General features: G+C 58.5%; 19 protein-coding genes and 1 tRNA gene. 7 read left to right on the top strand and 13 right to left on the bottom strand.

All coding sequences use genetic code 11. The features are described from left to right. Positions 1-32: 32 nt before the first annotated feature. From ACA066_RS10085 to ACA066_RS10050, 8 genes are all read right to left on the bottom strand, one after another. A complete protein-coding gene (locus ACA066_RS10085) occupies positions 33-1,061 on the bottom strand; it encodes a nucleoside hydrolase (RefSeq protein WP_497699072.1) in 1,029 nt (342 codons plus the stop codon). A 43-nt stretch (positions 1,062-1,104) separates the two neighbouring features. Further along, positions 1,105-1,509 (bottom strand): D-ribose pyranase, encoded by a 405-nt coding sequence (gene rbsD / locus ACA066_RS10080; protein ID WP_497699071.1) that lies wholly within the window; start codon positions 1,507-1,509, stop codon positions 1,105-1,107. After that, the gene (rbsK, locus tag ACA066_RS10075; RefSeq protein ID WP_497699070.1) at positions 1,506-2,423 is read right to left on the bottom strand and encodes a ribokinase; all 918 of its coding nucleotides are present in this window, start codon (positions 2,421-2,423) and stop codon (positions 1,506-1,508) included. The genes rbsD and rbsK overlap by 4 nt, the downstream gene beginning before the upstream one ends. A gap of 58 nt (positions 2,424-2,481) precedes the next feature. After that, the gene (locus ACA066_RS10070; RefSeq protein WP_497699069.1) at positions 2,482-3,501 is read right to left on the bottom strand and encodes a LacI family DNA-binding transcriptional regulator; all 1,020 of its coding nucleotides are present in this window, start codon (positions 3,499-3,501) and stop codon (positions 2,482-2,484) included. Positions 3,502-3,504: 3 nt separating this feature from the next. Further along, on the bottom strand, positions 3,505-4,482 hold the full coding sequence (locus ACA066_RS10065; RefSeq protein ID WP_497699068.1) for an ABC transporter permease: 978 nt from the start codon (positions 4,480-4,482) through the stop codon (positions 3,505-3,507). Further along, a complete protein-coding gene (locus ACA066_RS10060) occupies positions 4,479-6,032 on the bottom strand; it encodes a sugar ABC transporter ATP-binding protein (RefSeq protein WP_497699067.1) in 1,554 nt (517 codons plus the stop codon). Before ACA066_RS10060 ends, ACA066_RS10065 begins: the two co-directional genes overlap by 4 nt. 55 nt (positions 6,033-6,087) lie before the next feature. Beyond that, positions 6,088-7,044 carry a sugar ABC transporter substrate-binding protein gene (locus tag ACA066_RS10055; RefSeq protein WP_084317971.1) on the bottom strand — a complete coding sequence of 319 codons (957 nt, stop codon included), beginning with the start codon at positions 7,042-7,044 and terminating at the stop codon, positions 6,088-6,090. Between the two features lie 183 nt (positions 7,045-7,227). After that, positions 7,228-7,677: a hypothetical protein gene (locus ACA066_RS10050; RefSeq protein WP_497699066.1), complete on the bottom strand. Its 450-nt coding sequence runs from the start codon at positions 7,675-7,677 to the stop codon at positions 7,228-7,230. A gap of 351 nt (positions 7,678-8,028) precedes the next feature. Here ACA066_RS10050 and ACA066_RS10045 point away from each other — a divergent pair, with 351 nt between their 5' ends. The 3 genes from ACA066_RS10045 (at position 8,029) to ACA066_RS10035 (ending at position 10,258) form a co-directional block, all read left to right on the top strand. Then, on the top strand, positions 8,029-9,117 hold the full coding sequence (locus tag ACA066_RS10045) for an asparaginase (RefSeq protein ID WP_414884597.1): 1,089 nt from the start codon (positions 8,029-8,031) through the stop codon (positions 9,115-9,117). 156 nt (positions 9,118-9,273) lie between these two features. After that, positions 9,274-9,564, top strand: coding sequence for a DUF1654 domain-containing protein (locus ACA066_RS10040; protein ID WP_497699065.1), 291 nt, complete (start codon positions 9,274-9,276; stop codon positions 9,562-9,564). A gap of 4 nt (positions 9,565-9,568) precedes the next feature. Beyond that, positions 9,569-10,258: an endonuclease gene (locus tag ACA066_RS10035; RefSeq protein WP_497699064.1), complete on the top strand. Its 690-nt coding sequence runs from the start codon at positions 9,569-9,571 to the stop codon at positions 10,256-10,258. A gap of 94 nt (positions 10,259-10,352) precedes the next feature. Here ACA066_RS10035 and ACA066_RS10030 read toward each other — a convergent pair whose 3' ends face one another. Then, positions 10,353-10,718 carry an SPOR domain-containing protein gene (locus ACA066_RS10030; protein ID WP_497699063.1) on the bottom strand — a complete coding sequence of 122 codons (366 nt, stop codon included), beginning with the start codon at positions 10,716-10,718 and terminating at the stop codon, positions 10,353-10,355. 250 nt (positions 10,719-10,968) lie between these two features. Here ACA066_RS10030 and csrA point away from each other — a divergent pair, with 250 nt between their 5' ends. Then, positions 10,969-11,160, top strand: coding sequence for a carbon storage regulator CsrA (gene csrA / locus ACA066_RS10025; protein WP_017337657.1), 192 nt, complete (start codon positions 10,969-10,971; stop codon positions 11,158-11,160). 181 nt (positions 11,161-11,341) lie between these two features. On the opposite strand, the gene ACA066_RS10020 is transcribed toward csrA, so the two are convergent. Continuing rightward, the gene (locus tag ACA066_RS10020) at positions 11,342-11,797 is read right to left on the bottom strand and encodes a DUF2214 family protein (protein WP_497699062.1); all 456 of its coding nucleotides are present in this window, start codon (positions 11,795-11,797) and stop codon (positions 11,342-11,344) included. 210 nt (positions 11,798-12,007) lie between these two features. Here ACA066_RS10020 and ACA066_RS10015 point away from each other — a divergent pair, with 210 nt between their 5' ends. Continuing rightward, positions 12,008-12,229 carry a hypothetical protein gene (locus ACA066_RS10015; protein ID WP_497699061.1) on the top strand — a complete coding sequence of 74 codons (222 nt, stop codon included), beginning with the start codon at positions 12,008-12,010 and terminating at the stop codon, positions 12,227-12,229. A 53-nt stretch (positions 12,230-12,282) separates the two neighbouring features. Here the strand turns inward: ACA066_RS10015 and ACA066_RS10010 are convergent, their stop codons facing one another. Together ACA066_RS10010 and ACA066_RS10005 are read right to left on the bottom strand one after the other, a co-directional pair. Beyond that, positions 12,283-12,654 (bottom strand): hypothetical protein, encoded by a 372-nt coding sequence (locus ACA066_RS10010; protein ID WP_497699060.1) that lies wholly within the window; start codon positions 12,652-12,654, stop codon positions 12,283-12,285. A gap of 181 nt (positions 12,655-12,835) precedes the next feature. Beyond that, positions 12,836-12,912: transfer RNA gene (locus ACA066_RS10005), tRNA-Val, on the bottom strand. Positions 12,913-13,095: 183 nt separating this feature from the next. Here ACA066_RS10005 and ACA066_RS10000 point away from each other — a divergent pair. Continuing rightward, positions 13,096-14,379, top strand: coding sequence for an NAD(P)/FAD-dependent oxidoreductase (locus ACA066_RS10000; protein WP_497699059.1), 1,284 nt, complete (start codon positions 13,096-13,098; stop codon positions 14,377-14,379). A 154-nt stretch (positions 14,380-14,533) separates the two neighbouring features. Here ACA066_RS10000 and ACA066_RS09995 read toward each other — a convergent pair whose 3' ends face one another. Beyond that, positions 14,534-15,475 carry a LysR family transcriptional regulator gene (locus ACA066_RS09995; protein WP_497699058.1) on the bottom strand — a complete coding sequence of 314 codons (942 nt, stop codon included), beginning with the start codon at positions 15,473-15,475 and terminating at the stop codon, positions 14,534-14,536. A gap of 125 nt (positions 15,476-15,600) precedes the next feature. Between ACA066_RS09995 and ACA066_RS09990 the strand changes: the two genes are divergently transcribed. Continuing rightward, positions 15,601-16,896, top strand: a complete 1,296-nt coding sequence (locus ACA066_RS09990) for an MFS transporter (protein WP_497699057.1) — start codon at positions 15,601-15,603, stop codon at positions 16,894-16,896.

The following is a 16,896-nucleotide window of genomic DNA, read 5'->3' as shown; positions in this document are numbered from 1 at the left end:
AACCCGCAGGCTGGCACCTGCGGGCGTGAAACTTACTTCAGACGCGCCAGACGCTGGGTCAACAGGTCGAAGAAACCCTGAGCGTCGCCGCTTTCAACCCAGAAAGCGTTCTTCGGCGCTTTTAGGCCGTCATACCAGTCGACGATGGTTTGACCGAACGTCGGCCCCTCGCGGCTATCAACCACCACATTGACCGAACGGCCCGTGAACAGCTCCGGCTTGAGCAGGTAGGCAATGACCGTAGCGTCATGCACCGGACCTCCCGGAAGACCGTAGTGCTCCATGTCACCTTTGACGTATTCGTTGAGAATATCGCCCACTAACTTGCTGGCGTTGTTGTTCAGCGCGGCGATCTGCTTCAGGCGCGCCTCGCTGGTGAGGATCTTGTGGGTCACGTCCAACGGTAGATAGGTCAGTTTGACGCCACTTTTCAACACCACTTCCGCAGCCTGCGGGTCAGCGAACAGGTTGAATTCAGCCACCGGGGTGATGTTGCCACCGTTGAAGTGCGCGCCGCCCATGATCACCACTTCCTTGATGCCCTGAACGATTTCAGGTTCCTGGATCAGTGCCAGGGCCAGGTTGGTCTGTGGACCGAGCATGGCGATGGTGATGCTGTGAGGCTTGGCGGCTTTCAAGGTATCGATCAGGTAATTGACCGCATTGCCCTTGGCCAGGCCTTTCTTCGGTTCATGTACGGTAACGCCCGACAGGCCCTCCTTGCCATGAATGTTCTCCGCATAGATCGGCGTGCGCATCAGCGGCTTCGGCGCACCGGCATACACCGGCACCTCTTCGCGCCCTGCCCACTCGCGGGCCAGCCGCGCATTACGCGAGGTCTTGTCCAGACGCACGTTGCCGGCGACAGTGGTCAGCGCGCGGATGTTCAATTCTTCCGGTGATGCCAGGGCGAACAGCAAGGCCACCACGTCATCGGCACCCGGGTCGGTGTCGATGATCAAGTCGATCTTTTCCGCCGCCTGGGCGCTTGTTGCGGTAATCAGGGACAAAAGCAGCAGACTCCGGAGCAGTTGGTGCAGTTTCTGAGCATAGCGATACATAGCGCACTCCTTGTGCGTGGGAAAGCAGAGAGACAATGGCGAATCAGAACGTTACCCCGGCCACCAGCACGATGTTGCAGTACGGCTGACATTCGCCTGTACGAACAATCGCCCGTGCCTGTCGGCTCAAGACCTTGAATTGATCATGACTGAGCAACTCACGCTGACCCAGTGCACCTTCGGCATTCAGTTCGTCCAGCGTGACCAGCGCCGACGGTTGCTTGTCCAGGATCTCCCGGGCCAATACGTGGCTTTCGACCTGCATTTCGCTGAGCACGACTTTCAACGTGCTGATGAAATCCGGAATGCCGTGGGTCAGGGCCAGATCGATCAGTTCGACGCCCGGCGGCACCGGCAGGCCCGCATCGCCAATCACGACCATGTCGCCGTGACCCAGGGAAGCGATCAGTCGCGACAACGCGACGTTGAGCAGTGGTGTTTTCTTCATGGTGTTTTAAAGGCCTGTACATCGGACAAATCGGGAATCGAGGGTTGCGCGCCAGCACGGGTCACCGACAGCGCGGCGGCCACCTGGCCGAAACGGATCGCGTCGCCCTCGTTTTTGCCGGCCGCCAGCGCGGCGGCGAAACCACCGACAAAGGTGTCGCCAGCCGCCGTGGTATCGACAGCTTTTACCTTCGGTGCCGGAAAGTGTTCGAAGCTTTTGCCATTGGCAAACAGCGAGCCCTGGGCACCAAGGGTGATGATGACCTTGCCCGCCCCCATGGCAATCAGCCGGGTCGCTGCGGTTTCGGCGGTTGCCAGGGAGTCCACCGGCAAACCGCTCAGTGCCGAGGCTTCGCTCTCGTTCGGGATCAGGTAATCGATGGCGGCATACCAGTCTGCCGGCAACGGACGACTGGCTGGCGCCGGGTTGAGAATCACGGTTTTGCCCAGTTCACGACCGCGTTTGAGCGCATGTCCAACCGTGGCATCAGGCACTTCCAACTGACAGATGATCAGATCTGCCGCCTGCAATACCGCGTCGAAACGATCGATCACTTCTGGCGTCAGCGCCCCATTGGCACCGGCGACGATAACGATCGCGTTCTGGCTGTTGTCATCCACCACGATCAACGCCACGCCGCTGGCTCCGTCGACGGTGCTGACCGCCTGACAATCGATCCGGTCAGCCAACAACGCCCCGCGCAGTTCCTCACCATAGGCGTCGCTGCCCACGCAACCGACCATCGACACCTGCGCACCCAGCCGCGCCGCAGCAACCGCCTGATTGGCGCCCTTGCCGCCGGAGACCGTGGCAAACGACTCACCGATCAGCGTTTCACCGCCACGGGGCAACCGCGACGCGCGGGTCACCAGGTCCATGTTCAGGCTGCCTATCACCACTACTTTTGCTGGCATACATTGCTACTCATCAATTCTGGTTCGGTGGTGCTTTTGATTTAACGGGTTTCCATATTCAACGGAAGTGGTCAAAAACACCGGCCAGCGGCGCAGTCGATTCCCGCAAGACAATACTGGGCGTCACGATCCGTTGATCAGTGGCCATATTCGGTGTGGCGATCCTGCGCAAAAGCACGCTGGCCGCCATCTCGCCGAGTTGCACGATCGACTGGCCCACGGTGGTCAGCGCCGGATAGACATAACGGCTCATCTGGATATCGTCGAAGCCGATCACCGACAGCTCGCTAGGCACACGAATATTGCGCTCGGCGGCGGCTCGCAGCACGCCGATGCCGATCATGTCGTTGCCGGCAAAAATGGCGCTTGGCGGGTTCTTTTCCAGCAGGATCGCGGCAGCGCTGTAACCGCCGGTGCTGGTGAAATCACTTTCCAGCATGCGCTCGCGAGGCACTTCGACGCCCGCCTCTTTCAGCGCACGGCAATAACCTGCCAGACGCATCTGCGCCACGCTGGTACTTGCCGGCCCGCCAATGGTGGCGATATCACGATGCCCCAGCTCCAGAAGGTGCCGGGTCGCCAGATAAGCGCCGTACTCATGATCGATGCGCACCAGATCGGCATTCACCCCTTCCAGCCCGCGGTCGACGATGACCATCGGCGTGCGCACGCCTGCCAGACCTTCTGCCAGCCCCGCGTCGCCACCGGCCGATGCCACGATCAGCCCGTCGATGCGCTTTTCCAGTAGCACGCGCAGGTAGCTGCGCTGCTTTTCCGGGTTGTCGTCGGAGTTGCAGAGGATCACGCAATAGCCATTACGCTCGCAGTAATCCTCGATGCCGCGAGCCAGTTCGGCGAAGTACGGGTTGAGACTATTGGGCACCAGCAGACCAATGGTCGCCGTGGTCTTGGCCTTCAATGAGCGGGCCACGGCACTGGGCACGTAGTCGAGACTTTTGATCGCCGCCTCGACCTTGATCCGCACTTCCTCACTGACCGGCCGGGTCTTGTTCACCACGTGGGACACCGTGGTGTAGGAAATCCCCGCGAGCGCTGCCACATCCTTGATTGTTGCCATGACTCAGGTCCGCCGGCTTGCGCGATGACTGCGATAGGTATCAAGCACCACCGCCACCACGATGACCGCGCCGGTGATGATGCGTTTGGTCGGCTCGGTTGCGCCGATCTGCGCCAGACCGGCTGCCAGTACGGAAATGATCAGGACCCCGAAAAAGGTGCTGATGACCGAACCGCGGCCGCCCATCAGGCTGGTTCCGCCGATCACCACGGCGGCGATCACTTGCAGTTCCAGGCCCGACCCGGCGTTCGGGTCCGCCGCTTCCAGGCGAGAAATCTGGAACAGCGCGGCGATACCGGCCAGCAGCCCCATCAGACTGAACACCAGGATCTTGTAGGGCTTTGGATTGATCCCTGCCAGACGTACCGCCTCTTCGTTGGTGCCGATGCCGATCAGGTAACGACCGAACACCGTGCGGGTCAATACCGCCTGAGCAATGAAGATGATCAGCAAGGCAATGATGAACGATGGCGAGATGCCGAAGGCGATCGGGTTGGACAGCCAGGCAAAGGCATCACCGATGTAGGCCGTGCGCGAACCGGTCATCTGATACGCCACGCCGCGCGCCATTTCCAGCACGCCGAGGGACACGATGAACGACGGAATCCGCCAGGCCACGGTGATAGAACCGGTGATGGTCCCGGCCAGCGCTGCCGCCGCCATTCCGAGCAGCGCTGCCGGCAGTACGCTCCAGCCCCAGCCGAGAATCGCCACGCTGACCGTCGACGCTGCGAGTGCCAGCACCGAACCCACCGACAGGTCGATGCCGCCGATGATCAACACGAATGTCATGCCGACCGCGAGCACCATCAAGTCCGGAATCTGGTTGGCCAGGGTGCTGAAGGTGTCGTAAGACAGGAAATGGCTGCTCAGGACCGAGAACAGCGCGACCATCGCCAGCAAGGCACCGGCCAGGCCCAGATAGGTGCCGAGGCCGTAAAAATTGCCACTACGTTTACCGGCAGACGTTGCAGTTTTCATTGAGGATCCCTAGGCGCTGCTTCATTGAGCAACGCATCACGTTTTTGGTAGCCGGCAAAAGCGGCGGCAAGCAAGTCATCCTGGGTCCAGCTATCGCGTTCGAATGTCTCGATCAGGCGCCCCGCCGACAGCACGCCGATGCGGTCGCAGATCAGCATCAGTTCGCGCAGGTCGCTGGACACCACCACCAGCGCCTTGCCCTGACGGGTCAGTTCGCCGAGCAGTGCATAGATGTCGAATTTGGCGCCGACGTCGATGCCGCGAGTCGGCTCGTCGAACAGCAACACCGAACAATCGCGTTCCAGCCAACGGCCGATCACGACTTTCTGCTGGTTGCCGCCGGACAGCTCCGACACCAATTGCGTCGGGCTGGAACTGCGAATGCGCATGGCGTCGATCTGACGCTGGGCCAGGGACATCTCGTCACCGGTGTTGACGAAACCACCACTGGAAATCTCCGCCATGTTGCCCAGGGCAATGTTCGCGCTGATCGATTGGGTCAGCAGCAAACCTTCACCCTTGCGGTCTTCAGTAATCAGGGCAATGCCGTGTCCGACGGCGTCAACCGGTGAACGAATACTCACGACCTGTGCTGGCGAACCCAGCGCAACCGTGCCGCTGTCCGCCGTGTCGGCGCCGAAGATCAGGCGCAGCAACTCGGTGCGCCCTGCCCCGATCAAACCGGAAATCCCGAAAATCTCACCGGCGCGTACTTCGAAGGACACGTCACGCACCTTGTCCGAACGAGTCAGACCTTTGACCGTCAACGCTGGGGCGCCGATCTTGCGTGGGCCCATGTCGATGTGTTCGCCGAGTTCGCGGCCGACCATCAGCGTGACCAGTTGCTCACTGTTGTAATTGGCCATCGGCTCGACGCAGACCAGGTTGCCATCGCGCAACACCGCAATGCGCTGAGCGACACGGGCCAACTCTTCAAGGCGGTGCGAGATATAGATGATCGACACGCCTCGAGCCTGCAGACGCGTGATCTGCTCGAACAGCATCTCGACTTCACGGGCAGTCAGCATCGCGGTCGGTTCGTCGAGGATCAGCACATGGCAGTCACCGATCAGGTTGCGGGCGATTTCGACCATTTGCTGGTGACCGATGCCCAGTTCGCCGACCAGGGTGTCCGGGTCGATCGCGTCGAGCCCGACCTGGGCCATGGCCTCGATCGCGGCCTTGCGCAGTTGCTTGCGACTAATCCAACCCGCATTGCTGGGCAGGTTGTCGAGAAACAGGTTTTCCGCCACCGACAGGGTCGGCAGCAGATTGAGTTCTTGCATGACCATGCGAATGCCCAGGTCTTCAGCCTGGGTGCGGCTGCCGGGGCGATAATCCTGACCCTGGAATTGCATCTGCCCGGTGGTCGGCGTGACAAGCCCGCCGATGATCTTCGACAGCGTGCTTTTGCCGGCGCCGTTCTCGCCGGTCAGCGCCAGCACTTCACCGCGCATCAACGTCAGGTCGATGCCGGCAAGGACAGGCTGCGCATAGGTCTTACCGATACCGCTGACCGAGAGGACAGCGTTCGGAGCGGAAACTGACATAAGAATCTCCATGTGCTCGCCCGGACGGGCGAGCACCGTTGTGTCGCCAGAAGGACTACTTGGTAACCAGCTCTACCGGCGTTTCGATCACGCCGTTAGTGCCGCTGTCGACCTTCTCGCCCTTGATGATTTTCAGCGCCGTCTCGATACCGAACACGGCTTGGCGGGCGGCAAACTGGTCAGCGGTAGCCAGGACACGGCCATCCTTGAGCATCGGCTTGATGGCATTGATGTTGTCGTAGCCGACCACTTGCACCTTGCCGGCCTTGCCCGCGGCACGCACGGCGGACACTGCACCGACGGCCATGCTGTCGTTGCCGGCCAGCAGGGCTTTGATGTTCGGGTATTCGCTAAGCATGGAAGAGGCAACCTGGTTGCCCTTGTTGATTTCCCAATCGCCGGACTGCAGGGATACGACCTTGATCTGCGCCGCTTCCATCGCGTCCTTGAAGCCTGCAGTGCGGGCCTGGGCGTTGGTGGTGGTGGACACGCCTTCGATGATGCCGACTTCGTCACCGGCCTTCAGTTGCTTGGCCAGGTATTCGCCCACCAGTCGCGCGCCTTTGCGGTTGTCCGGACCTACAAACGGGACGGTGATGTTCTTGCTTTTGACGACGGCTGGATCCAGCTGGTTATCGATGTTGATCACGGTGATGCCGGCATCCACCGCTTTCTTGATCACTGGCACCATGGCCTTGGAGTCAGCCGGCGCGATGACCAGTGCATTGACCTTGGAGACGATCATCTGCTCGACAATGCGGATCTGGTTGGCCGTGTCCGTTTCGTCCTTGATGCCGTTGGAGATCAGTTCGAAATCGCCGGAGTGGTCTTTCTGGTAGGCCTTGGCGCCGTCTTCCATGGTCAGGAAGAATTCGTTGGCCAGGGATTTCATGACCAGCGCGACTTTAGGTTTTTCAGGGGATTCGGCGAAAGCCGAGGAGACAGGCAACGCGGCGGATGCGGCAGCCAGCATAGCGACAGCGAGAAGACGTCCAGCGAATGGCAGCTTCATGGGTTCACTCCGATCTTATGATTATTCTGAGCAACGCTTGCGCTGGCATAAGCTTCACCGCATTCGCCGAGGGACAAGCCATCGGCGGAGCCGCGCAAACGTTTGCGTAGACCGAACTATGCGAACCCTGTCGTCATTTGTCAACGCCCGAAAAAGTCGTTTTGTGCTTCGGCGAGCGTCTCTTTACGCCGTGGTGCTGACAATACCACCCGCGCTGGAACCCTTGGCGAGTTCCTTGACCAGATTGCCGGTTACTTCCAACAGCGCGCCGTTGGTGGCGGCGACCTGCCTCTGAATCGACATGACCACTGCAGCCTTGGCTTCCGGTGTCGGGTAAGACGCAGCCTGGGCTGCCGCCAATTGCTGCTGTTGCTCGCGCAGTTGCTGCTGCAGTTCCTGCATGCGCTTGAGCAACATCTTTACTGCGATGCTTTGGTCGCTGCCGCTATCTTCTTTGGCTTCGGCCGGGGTGCCGCCACCGGTGCGAACCTTGGTTTTTTCAGCCGCTTCCTCGTTACCCAACGCCAGCGTCGACGCTTCTGAAGTCGATTCGCTCAAAGCGTTGATCTTCGCCGCGGACTTGCCACCAATGGTGACTGCGCCTGCATTGGGAAAGCCAACCGAAAATGACATGTGAACTCCTGGAGAAAAAGATCCTTTGAAGGGCATCGACCCGAGCGCGGGTTTCTTTAGCACTGATTGGCAACTGGCATGACGAGTTGTTTAACGGAGACCGTAGCCCTTTTCGGAGAGCCGAACGCAAATGCCAAACATATTCGGAAACCCGGACAACACGCTGTTTAATGACTCTCTGACACAAGCCACATAATTGATACAAATCATTAGGTTAAAGGCATTTTTTCAATTCTGGATATGACTGGTACAGATCCTGCTCCCTCTACTCCACCCCAGGCGTTCAGATCGGCCTGGGGCGCATCTAGATGAACCTGCATCAGCACCGTCTCACTACTAGAGAGAAAAATAATGACATCTGCTTTCAAGACTTTCGTTCCGGGCGCTTTGGCCCTCCTGCTGCTCCTTCCGACAGCCCTGCAGGCAAAAGAAGCCGAAACCCAACAAAAACTGGCGAACGTGGTGATACTCGCCACGGGCGGCACCATTGCCGGCGCAGGCGCCAGCGCCGCCAACAGCGCGACGTATCAAGCGGCGAAAGTCGGTATCGAACAATTGATCGCCGGGGTTCCGGAACTGAGCCAACTGGCTAACGTTCGCGGCGAACAGGTCATGCAGATTGCGTCAGAAAGCATCACCAACGACAACCTGCTGCAACTGGGCCGTCGCGTGGCCGAACTGGCCGACAGCAAAGACGTCGATGGCATCGTCATCACCCACGGCACCGACACCCTGGAAGAGACTGCCTACTTCCTGAACCTGGTGGAAAAAACCGACAAGCCGATCATCGTCGTGGGCTCCATGCGCCCGGGCACCGCGATGTCCGCCGACGGCATGCTGAACCTGTACAACGCCGTCGCCGTAGCCAGCAGCAAAGACGCTCGCGGCAAAGGCGTGCTGGTGACCATGAACGATGAAATCCAGTCCGGTCGTGACGTCAGCAAGATGATCAACATCAAGACCGAGGCGTTTAAAAGTGCCTGGGGTCCACTCGGCATGGTGGTCGAAGGCAAATCCTACTGGTTCCGCCTGCCAGCCAAGCGCCACACCATGGATTCGGAATTCGACATCAAGAATATCAAGAGTCTCCCCGACGTCGAAATCGCCTATTCCTACGGCAACGTGAGTGATACCGCCTACAAAGCGCTGGCTCAGTCCGGCGCCAAAGCCATCATCCACGCCGGTACCGGCAATGGCTCGGTGTCTTCGCGGGTCGTTCCAACCTTGCAGGCCCTGCGCAAGGATGGCGTGCAAATCATCCGCTCCTCCCACGTAAACGCCGGTGGTTTCGTACTGCGTAACGCTGAACAACCTGACGACAAGTACGACTGGGTCGTTGCGCATGACTTGAATCCACAGAAAGCTCGCATCCTGGCCATGGTCGCACTGACCAAGACCAATGACAGCAAAGAGCTGCAGCGGATGTTCTGGGAATACTGATTCACCCTCGCCCGACCGGTTCCGGTCGGGCACCGCTGTAACCACTCGCCATCCCTGGCGAGTGCTCTCTTATCCGATAAAAAATTTCCCCTCTTCCTACACCAAACGGAAAAACCGCTGTCAGAGGATTTTCTTGAATTTTAAGCAGTTGCGAAAATGCCTACAGTTAAATACTGTATGCACGTACAGCTTAATAAGGATAATTCCGTGGCCACCACCTCTGCCTCTCATGACGCCTATGAACGCATGGGCATGCGCGTTCAGAAAATCATCAATTCCCCCACCGCCCAGAAAGCCAAAGCTGCGCTGATCTTTCGTCTTCCGGACGAGCCCATGGATGAGTGGGAACAGTTGCTTGAAGAAATCGACGAGAACGACAACGTCACCCTCGCCTATCGCGACGATGGCGGTGTGCAGATTTTCTGGGTTGTGCCGAAGGAAGATTGACTCAATGAGTGTCCGTTGTTTTGCTTTGCTGTTTCTGCTCTTCGCGATGGGCGCCCAGGCTGACGCCCCGCGCACCTTCAGCGAAGCCAAGAAAGTCGCCTGGAAGTTGTATGCGCCGCAATCCACCGAGTTCTACTGCGGGTGCAAGTACACCGGCAACAAGGTGAACCTCTCCGCCTGCGGTTATGTACCGCGCAAAAATGCCAAGCGCGCGTCCCGCATCGAATGGGAGCACATCGTCCCCGCCTGGCAGATCGGCCACCAGCGTCAGTGCTGGCAGGAAGGCGGACGCAAGAACTGCACGCGTTACGACCCGACCTATCAGAAAGCCGAGGCCGACTTGCACAACCTGGTGCCGAGCATCGGCGAGGTAAACGGCGATCGCAGCAACTTCAGTTTTGGCTGGCTGCCGGAGCAATCCGGACAATACGGCTCGTGCCTGACCCAAGTTGATTTCAAGGCAAAGAAGGTCATGCCCCGCCCTTCCATTCGCGGAATGATCGCCCGGACTTACTTCTACATGAGCAAGCAGTACGGTTTGCGCCTGTCGAAGCAGGATCGGCAACTGTACGAAGCCTGGAACAAAACCTACCCGGTGCAAGCCTGGGAACGGCAACGCAACCAAAGTGTGGCGTGCGTGATGGGACGCGGTAACGAGTTTGTCGGGCCGGTTGACATGAAAGCGTGCGGTTAAACGCTGACTGAACGCAAAAAAAGGCCTCGGGTTGAATGCCCGAGGCCTTTTTTGTTTTTAACCGCGCTCGTTTTACCAGGGCGGTCATTCGCCGTTACTGAGTCACCGGATGCTCGATGACCAGCAATTCGATGTTCTGTTTTTTCGCGCGGGTCAACGCCGCGCGCACCTCTGCCTGTTTGGCTTCAGCCTCGGCTTTCGAATTGTAGGGCCCCATCAGGATGCGGGTCTTGCCATTTTCCTTGACCACGCTGGAAACAAAACTGTGCTCAATCAGCCAGCCGCTAAGATCGCTGACAGCCTGGGCTATTTCACCTCGCACTTCCAGATCCCATTGGGGTGCGGAGGCCACCACCGGCGCGGCAGTCGCGGCCGACTGCGGTTTTTGCGCCTCTACGCTCTTGCCTTCACCACATCCCGCCAATGCCAGTACTGCGATTACCAAGGCCATTTTGCGCACAACGCTTCCCTCTGAATGCTGAAAGCGGGGATTTTAACATTCATGAATACTTCCCGAGTGCCGCAAAATGGGCTCAAAACAACGAGAATGATGGATGCGGCCTCTGTATAGTTACGCCTTGGGAATTAATGCAGCATCTGCGCGTCAGAAAGAGGCACCCAAACCGTGAGACTTCGCACTAATCTATACATACCACCGACCTCTGCACTGTCCGAATCAGGTGCCCCATAAAGCAATCAAGGAGAAGACCATGCTGATACTCACCCGCAAAGTCGGTGAAAGCATAAACATTGGCGATGACATTACGATCACCATTCTGGGCGTAAGCGGCCAGCAAGTCAGAATCGGCATCAACGCCCCGAAAGACGTTGCGGTGCACCGCGAAGAAATTTATCAGCGCATTCAGGCCGGCCTGACCGCCCCGGACAAGCCACAACCCTGAATCCTGCTGCAGTCAGTAGCCAGCCCGTTTGCCCCGGAACCACGGCTGGCTAAGATTCAAGCGTCGCTATCACCACCACAGTCACCCACCCAGAACGTGAAGCCGATACTAGCGGCATATCTCACGTCATGGCTGTCGGACGTTTCGGATAAATCCTGGGGAAGTGCGCAATCGCACTCGACTAACCAAACGTCACACCCCGCACCATACCCGTAGCCGCTACGACCATCAGCAGCACCAGCAGCGCTTCGATATGACTGATCCGTGCAAACAGCGTTGCACGGCCGGAATTGATGGCTGCACCCCGCGCCTGCGCAATCCGCCATTTGATCAGCGTCACCATCGGCGCAACTTCAAGCAGCAGGATGAGGACGAAAAGCGTCATCTTGAGGTGGAACAGCGGCTGATGAAGATAGTAGTCAGTGCCCTTTTCGTACCCGCCAAAGGCTCGCATCCCACCGGTGACCAGCAGGATGACTGCAGAAATCCCCCACAGGTTATCCGCGACCAATACGCTGCGAGCTTCCCCCACACCCTTGGCCAGGCGCCGAAAAGCCGTACCGCGGGACAGGACTGCCCAGAAACCCAGGGCAAACGCCAAGAGATGGATCGCAGCAAGAAACCAGTGCACAAGCATCGATATACTCCCGTCAGGCCAACGTTCGGATTGGCCTGAAGTAGTAGCCCAAAAAACAGGAACTTTCCTGCGCCCAAGGATGGAAGACGTGAATCGCTCAGAACTGCCAACTTTTCCACAGCAAGCTTGCGCGCAGTACTGAATAAGGCGATCACCCAAGTCACGCCCTCGGTGATGCGCTCACGGCTTCGATCAGTAGTGGAAGTGGGTATGTCGGCACAACTTGCGGATCTCGATATCGCGACCTTGTACCTTCGCGCCAGTCAGGATTTAGTCGTACCGCAATCCGCGTCGATAGGAGTCTTGAAAGCAACCCCCAAGGTATTGGAAGTCGTTCTGGACGCACCGCATTGCCTGCTTCAAGCATCTCCGACAGAGACCCGCCCGCGCTATCCAGCACTTCATGAAAGTATCATCCCGGCAGTTGAATGATTACTTCACAGCATTACGACACACACCGCGGACGGAAAACCCAGCCAAAAGAATCAGAGCCCACCCGCTTCGCGCCCCTGTCGCAACTTGAAATCTTGATTACGGAACAGCAGTCGCGGCAACTTGAAGAGTTCGAACGCACGATCAATCAGCTGGAAAACAATTGATTTGCGATGCTGCGTGACAATCATTCGACCGATTTCCAAACCAAACTCAGCGGCATCTTCGCGCGACACAAAAAGCATCGAAGGCGCTTCACTTGCCTCTTCTTTGCCGTCGAACCAAATCGAAATCTTTGCCTTGTGATGCGTTTGCAGATTTTCCGGTTCGTCTGGTTTTGTTTTGATGGGGCCGACTGTAGCGACAAGGATCTCGTAACCAAAGTAAGTCTCTTGCTTCGTAACGATTGAAGTCCCTGTTGTCATTACTGCCGTCCATTGCTTGTAAAAGATTGGACGCTACGATACCCGTAAATCTTAGCAATGCCAAATTGCCATCACCTTTAAAGTCGCATCCGGTTTCGGAGAACGGCCAGATCGCAAGCAACAAAAAAGGGCCCACCTTTCGGTGAGCCCTTCTAGACCGCCCAGCAGAGCGGATTTTGTTTGGTAGGCGCGATTGGACTCGAACCAACGACCCCCACCATGTCAAGGTGGTGCTCTAACCAACTGAGCTACGTGCCTGCTGTGAGGCGGCATTCTACGGAATTCCGAAGGGGTGTCAACACCTTTTTTCGAGCTAACCCTATGAATATGCAAAATATTTAATTTCGCCACTGCAAAGAAGATTTTGCCGTGGCTGGCGGTCGATTTTTAACTCGGGTAGGATCGATGCACTCGTAAAATATATTAAACAGAGGCTGCAGGATGGCGAACACTCCCTACCCAGAGTCCTATTACTCTGCATCGGCCAATGCGGTTCCGCCGCGCCCGGCCTTGCAGGGTGACGTAGAGACTGATGTCTGTGTGATCGGTGCCGGTTACACCGGTCTGTCCTCTGCCCTGTTTCTGCTGGAGAACGGTTTCAAGGTAACGGTGCTGGAAGCCGCCAAGGTCGGCTTCGGCGCGTCGGGCCGCAACGGTGGCCAGATCGTTAACAGCTACAGCCGCGACATCGATGTGATCGAACGCACCGTTGGCCCCAAGCAGGCACAGTTGCTTGGGCAGATGGCGTTCGAGGGCGGGCGGATCATTCGAGAGCGGGTCGCCAAATATAATATTCAGTGCGACCTGAAGGACGGTGGTGTGTTCGCCGCGATCACCGCCAAGCAGATGGGCCATCTGGAATCGCAGAAGCGCCTGTGGGAGCGTTTCGGTCACACGCAGCTTGAGCTGATGGATCAGAAACGCATTCGTGAAGTGGTGAATTGCGATCAATACATCGGCGGCATGCTCGATATGAGCGGCGGGCACATTCATCCGCTGAACCTGGCACTCGGCGAAGCAGCGGCGGTCGAGTCATTGGGCGGCACTATTTATGAGCAGTCGCCGGCGGTGCGCATCGAGCGCGGTGCGAACCCGGTGGTGTATACGCCTCAGGGCAAGGTCAGGGCCAAATTCATCATCGTCGCGGGCAACGCTTATCTCGGCAATCTGGTGCCGGAGCTTGCCGCCAAGTCGATGCCTTGCGGAACTCAGGTAATCACTACCGAACCCTTGAATGATGAATTGGCGAAAAGCCTGCTGCCACAGGATTATTGCGTCGAGGACTGCAATTACCTGCTCGACTACTATCGCCTGAGCGGTGACAAGCGTCTGATATTCGGGGGCGGCGTGGTGTACGGCGCGCGGGATCCGGCGAACATCGAGGCGATCATCCGGCCGAAGATGCTCAAGGCGTTCCCGCAGCTCAAGGACGTGAAAATTGACTACGCGTGGACCGGCAATTTCCTGCTGACCCTGTCTCGTCTTCCGCAGGTCGGGCGCCTGGGAGACAACATTTACTACTCCCAGGGTTGCAGCGGTCACGGTGTGACGTACACGCATCTGGCGGGCAAGGTATTGGCCGAAGCGTTGCGCGGTCAGGCTGAGCGTTTTGATGCGTTTGCTGGCTTGCCGCACTATCCGTTCCCCGGTGGACAACTTCTGCGGACACCGTTTGCGGCGTTGGGGGCCTGGTATTACGGGTTGCGGGATAAGCTGGGATTTTAACGACAGATGTGCAAAGGGCCGCTTGATGCGGCCCTTTTTTTCGATACCCCTTGTGGGAGCGAGGCTGCTCGCGATGCGGTGTGTCAGCCAACGTAGATGTTGAATGTGATCGAACCCGGCAAACTTCTGCTCACAGATACATCTGACCGAACAATCAAAAAACCGCTGCTTTCCGGCGGAGCAAATCGATGAACAGACCCAACTCCCGACTGATGTGTTCGCCCTTGCGCAGCAGCAATCCGAACGGCGCCAGTTGCACGTCCAGCTCTACCGGCAGCGCCACCACCAGACCCATTTTCAGGTAGTCGCGCAATGCGGTTTCCGACAGCACCATGATTGCGTCGGTCAGCTGGATCAGCTGCTGCATGGAATACACAGAGCTGCATTCGATGATGTCCGCCGGCAGTGGCAAGGCCAGTCGTTGCAAGGCCTGATCCAGACCGATGCGCGCCGGACTGGTTTCCGGTTGCAGGATCCACGGCCAGCCGCTGACCAGTTCCGACAGTTCGAGTTTTTTGCGTTTGGCCAGTGGATGACCGGCGTGCACCACCACCAGCAATCGTTCGTTGCCCAATTGCTCGAACTCGTAATGCTCGCTGTCAGTGGCGGCATTGCGTCGAGCGATGGCGAGGTCGATGCGGCCCTGCTCCAGCAGTTGAATCACCTGGTCGCTGGTGTCGCCCATGATGCGGATTCGCAGTTGCGGATTGAGCGACTTGATCTCGGCAATCGAATCCATGACCAGGTCCGGCGCGGCGCCCATGATGGTGCCGATCGAGAGATAACCGTAGCCGCCCTGCTGTCGCGCCATCAAGTCTTCGGCGCAACGATCGAGGCCGCTGAGAGCCGACTCGGCGAAACGAATCAATTCCTGGCCCAGCGCCGTCGGTCGCATGCCCCGTGGTAAACGTTCGAACAGGTCGCAGCCAAACATGTCTTCAATTTCATGGAGCATGCGGGTGGCAGCCGGTTGCGACATGTTCAGGGTTTGCGAGGCGCGGTGCAGGTTCTGGCTGGTGCTGAGCGCCACCAGCATGTGCAGGTGCTTGTAGCGCAGGCGATTTAACAGGCTGCGCGAGAGAATTGGCGTGGTCATGACTGGCCCCTTTTATCGATACCCTGAAGGTATCATTTGTGAGCTAGATTCGATTTGTAACGCATCGATCCGCAGCCGTACAGTCTTTCCCATAAGAACAAATGCCCTACCAAAGGAAAACTGCGATGAAGACTCTACCCGCGCCTCTGCTCGCCAAAATTTCCTGGCGGCTGCTCCCGTTTCTCCTTCTGATGTACATCATGGCCTTCCTCGACCGCGCCAACGTCGGGTTCGCCAAGCAAGCCTTTCAAGCCGACACCAACATCAGTGACGCCGCGTTCGCCTTCGGCGCCGGGGTGTTCTTCGTCGGTTACGCGCTGCTCGAAGTGCCGAGCAACCTGATCCTGCACCGTGTCGGCGCCCGTCTGTGGATGTGCCGGATCATGGTGACCTGGGGCCTGGTCTCTGCCGCCATGGTCTTCGCCCACACCGAAACCAGCTTCTACGTCCTGCGCTTCTTGCTGGGCGTGGCCGAAGCCGGTTTCTTCCCCGGCGTCATCCTCTACCTCACCTACTGGTTCCCCAACGCGGTACGCGGCAAGGCCATGGGTTTCTTCTACTTCGGCGCGCCGCTGGCGTTCATCTTTGGCAGCCCGCTGTCCGGCCTGTTGCTGGAGCTGGACGGGTTTGCCGGCGTCCACGGCTGGCAGTGGCTGTTTGCCGTTGAAGGCTTGATGGCCACGGCGGTGGGCGTCTGGGCCTACTGGTATCTGGACAATCGCCCGGCCGACGCCAAGTGGCTGACCGTTGAGGAACGCCAGCAAGTGCAGGCCTTGCTCGATCAGGAAGACAGCCATAAACAGAATCACGGCCGCAGCCTGCTCAATGTGCTGTGCCAACCCTCGGTGCTGTACCTGTGCCTGATTTATCTGCTGATCCAGGCCAGCGTCTACGGGGTGGTGTTTTACCTGCCAACCCAGGTTGGCGGACTGCTCGGCACCAAAGTCGGGCTGATGGTCGGACTGGTCACGGCGATCCCATGGATCTGTGCGTTGGTGGCCGCTTACTTGATTCCCGGTTACAGCGACCGCACGGGCGAACGTCGTCGCACCGCATGCCTGACCTTGTTGATGGCCGCCGCCGGGATCGCCTGCTCGGTGACCTTCAGCAGTCCGTTCCTCGGCATCGTCGCCCTGTGCTTCGCCGCTTCCGGCTTCATCGCCGTGCAACCGGTGTTCTGGACCTTCCCTTCCAGTTACCTCGCCGGCAGTGCCGCGGCGGCCGGTATCGCTCTGATCAACTCGTTCGGCGCCCTCGGCGGTTTCATCGCCCCGGTGCTGAAAAACTGGGCCGAAGGCGCCTTCCATTCACCGGCCGCCGGTTTGTACGTGCTGGCCGGCACCACCGTCATCGCCGCGCTGCTGGTGCTGGGCGTACGTTCGCCCGGCCATAAAGCTTCGAACAAACCGGCCACCGTTTAA

The organism is Pseudomonas sp. LBUM1651 (assembly GCF_059716135.1).
Note: the sequence above shows the minus strand (reverse complement) of the source record. Positions and strands in the feature narration are given on the sequence as shown.

Bases quoted from the DNA above. Each gene is read 5' to 3' on its own strand.
- ACA066_RS10085 (WP_497699072.1), bottom strand. From the start codon at position 1,061: ATGTATCGCTATGCTCAGAAACTGCACCAACTGCTCCGGAGTCTGCTG.
- rbsD (WP_497699071.1), bottom strand. From the start codon at position 1,509: ATGAAGAAAACACCACTGCTCAACGTCGCGTTGTCGCGACTGATCGCT.
- rbsK (WP_497699070.1), bottom strand. From the start codon at position 2,423: ATGCCAGCAAAAGTAGTGGTGATAGGCAGCCTGAACATGGACCTGGTG.
- ACA066_RS10070 (WP_497699069.1), bottom strand. From the start codon at position 3,501: ATGGCAACAATCAAGGATGTGGCAGCGCTCGCGGGGATTTCCTACACC.
- ACA066_RS10065 (WP_497699068.1), bottom strand. From the start codon at position 4,482: ATGAAAACTGCAACGTCTGCCGGTAAACGTAGTGGCAATTTTTACGGC.
- ACA066_RS10060 (WP_497699067.1), bottom strand. From the start codon at position 6,032: ATGTCAGTTTCCGCTCCGAACGCTGTCCTCTCGGTCAGCGGTATCGGT.
- ACA066_RS10055 (WP_084317971.1), bottom strand. From the start codon at position 7,044: ATGAAGCTGCCATTCGCTGGACGTCTTCTCGCTGTCGCTATGCTGGCT.
- ACA066_RS10050 (WP_497699066.1), bottom strand. From the start codon at position 7,677: ATGTCATTTTCGGTTGGCTTTCCCAATGCAGGCGCAGTCACCATTGGT.
- ACA066_RS10045 (WP_414884597.1), top strand. From the start codon at position 8,029: ATGACATCTGCTTTCAAGACTTTCGTTCCGGGCGCTTTGGCCCTCCTG.
- ACA066_RS10040 (WP_497699065.1), top strand. From the start codon at position 9,274: ATGCCTACAGTTAAATACTGTATGCACGTACAGCTTAATAAGGATAAT.
- ACA066_RS10035 (WP_497699064.1), top strand. From the start codon at position 9,569: ATGAGTGTCCGTTGTTTTGCTTTGCTGTTTCTGCTCTTCGCGATGGGC.
- csrA (WP_017337657.1), top strand. From the start codon at position 10,969: ATGCTGATACTCACCCGCAAAGTCGGTGAAAGCATAAACATTGGCGAT.
- ACA066_RS10020 (WP_497699062.1), bottom strand. From the start codon at position 11,797: ATGCTTGTGCACTGGTTTCTTGCTGCGATCCATCTCTTGGCGTTTGCC.
- ACA066_RS10015 (WP_497699061.1), top strand. From the start codon at position 12,008: ATGTCGGCACAACTTGCGGATCTCGATATCGCGACCTTGTACCTTCGC.
- ACA066_RS10010 (WP_497699060.1), bottom strand. From the start codon at position 12,654: ATGACAACAGGGACTTCAATCGTTACGAAGCAAGAGACTTACTTTGGT.
- ACA066_RS10000 (WP_497699059.1), top strand. From the start codon at position 13,096: ATGGCGAACACTCCCTACCCAGAGTCCTATTACTCTGCATCGGCCAAT.
- ACA066_RS09995 (WP_497699058.1), bottom strand. From the start codon at position 15,475: ATGACCACGCCAATTCTCTCGCGCAGCCTGTTAAATCGCCTGCGCTAC.
- ACA066_RS09990 (WP_497699057.1), top strand. From the start codon at position 15,601: ATGAAGACTCTACCCGCGCCTCTGCTCGCCAAAATTTCCTGGCGGCTG.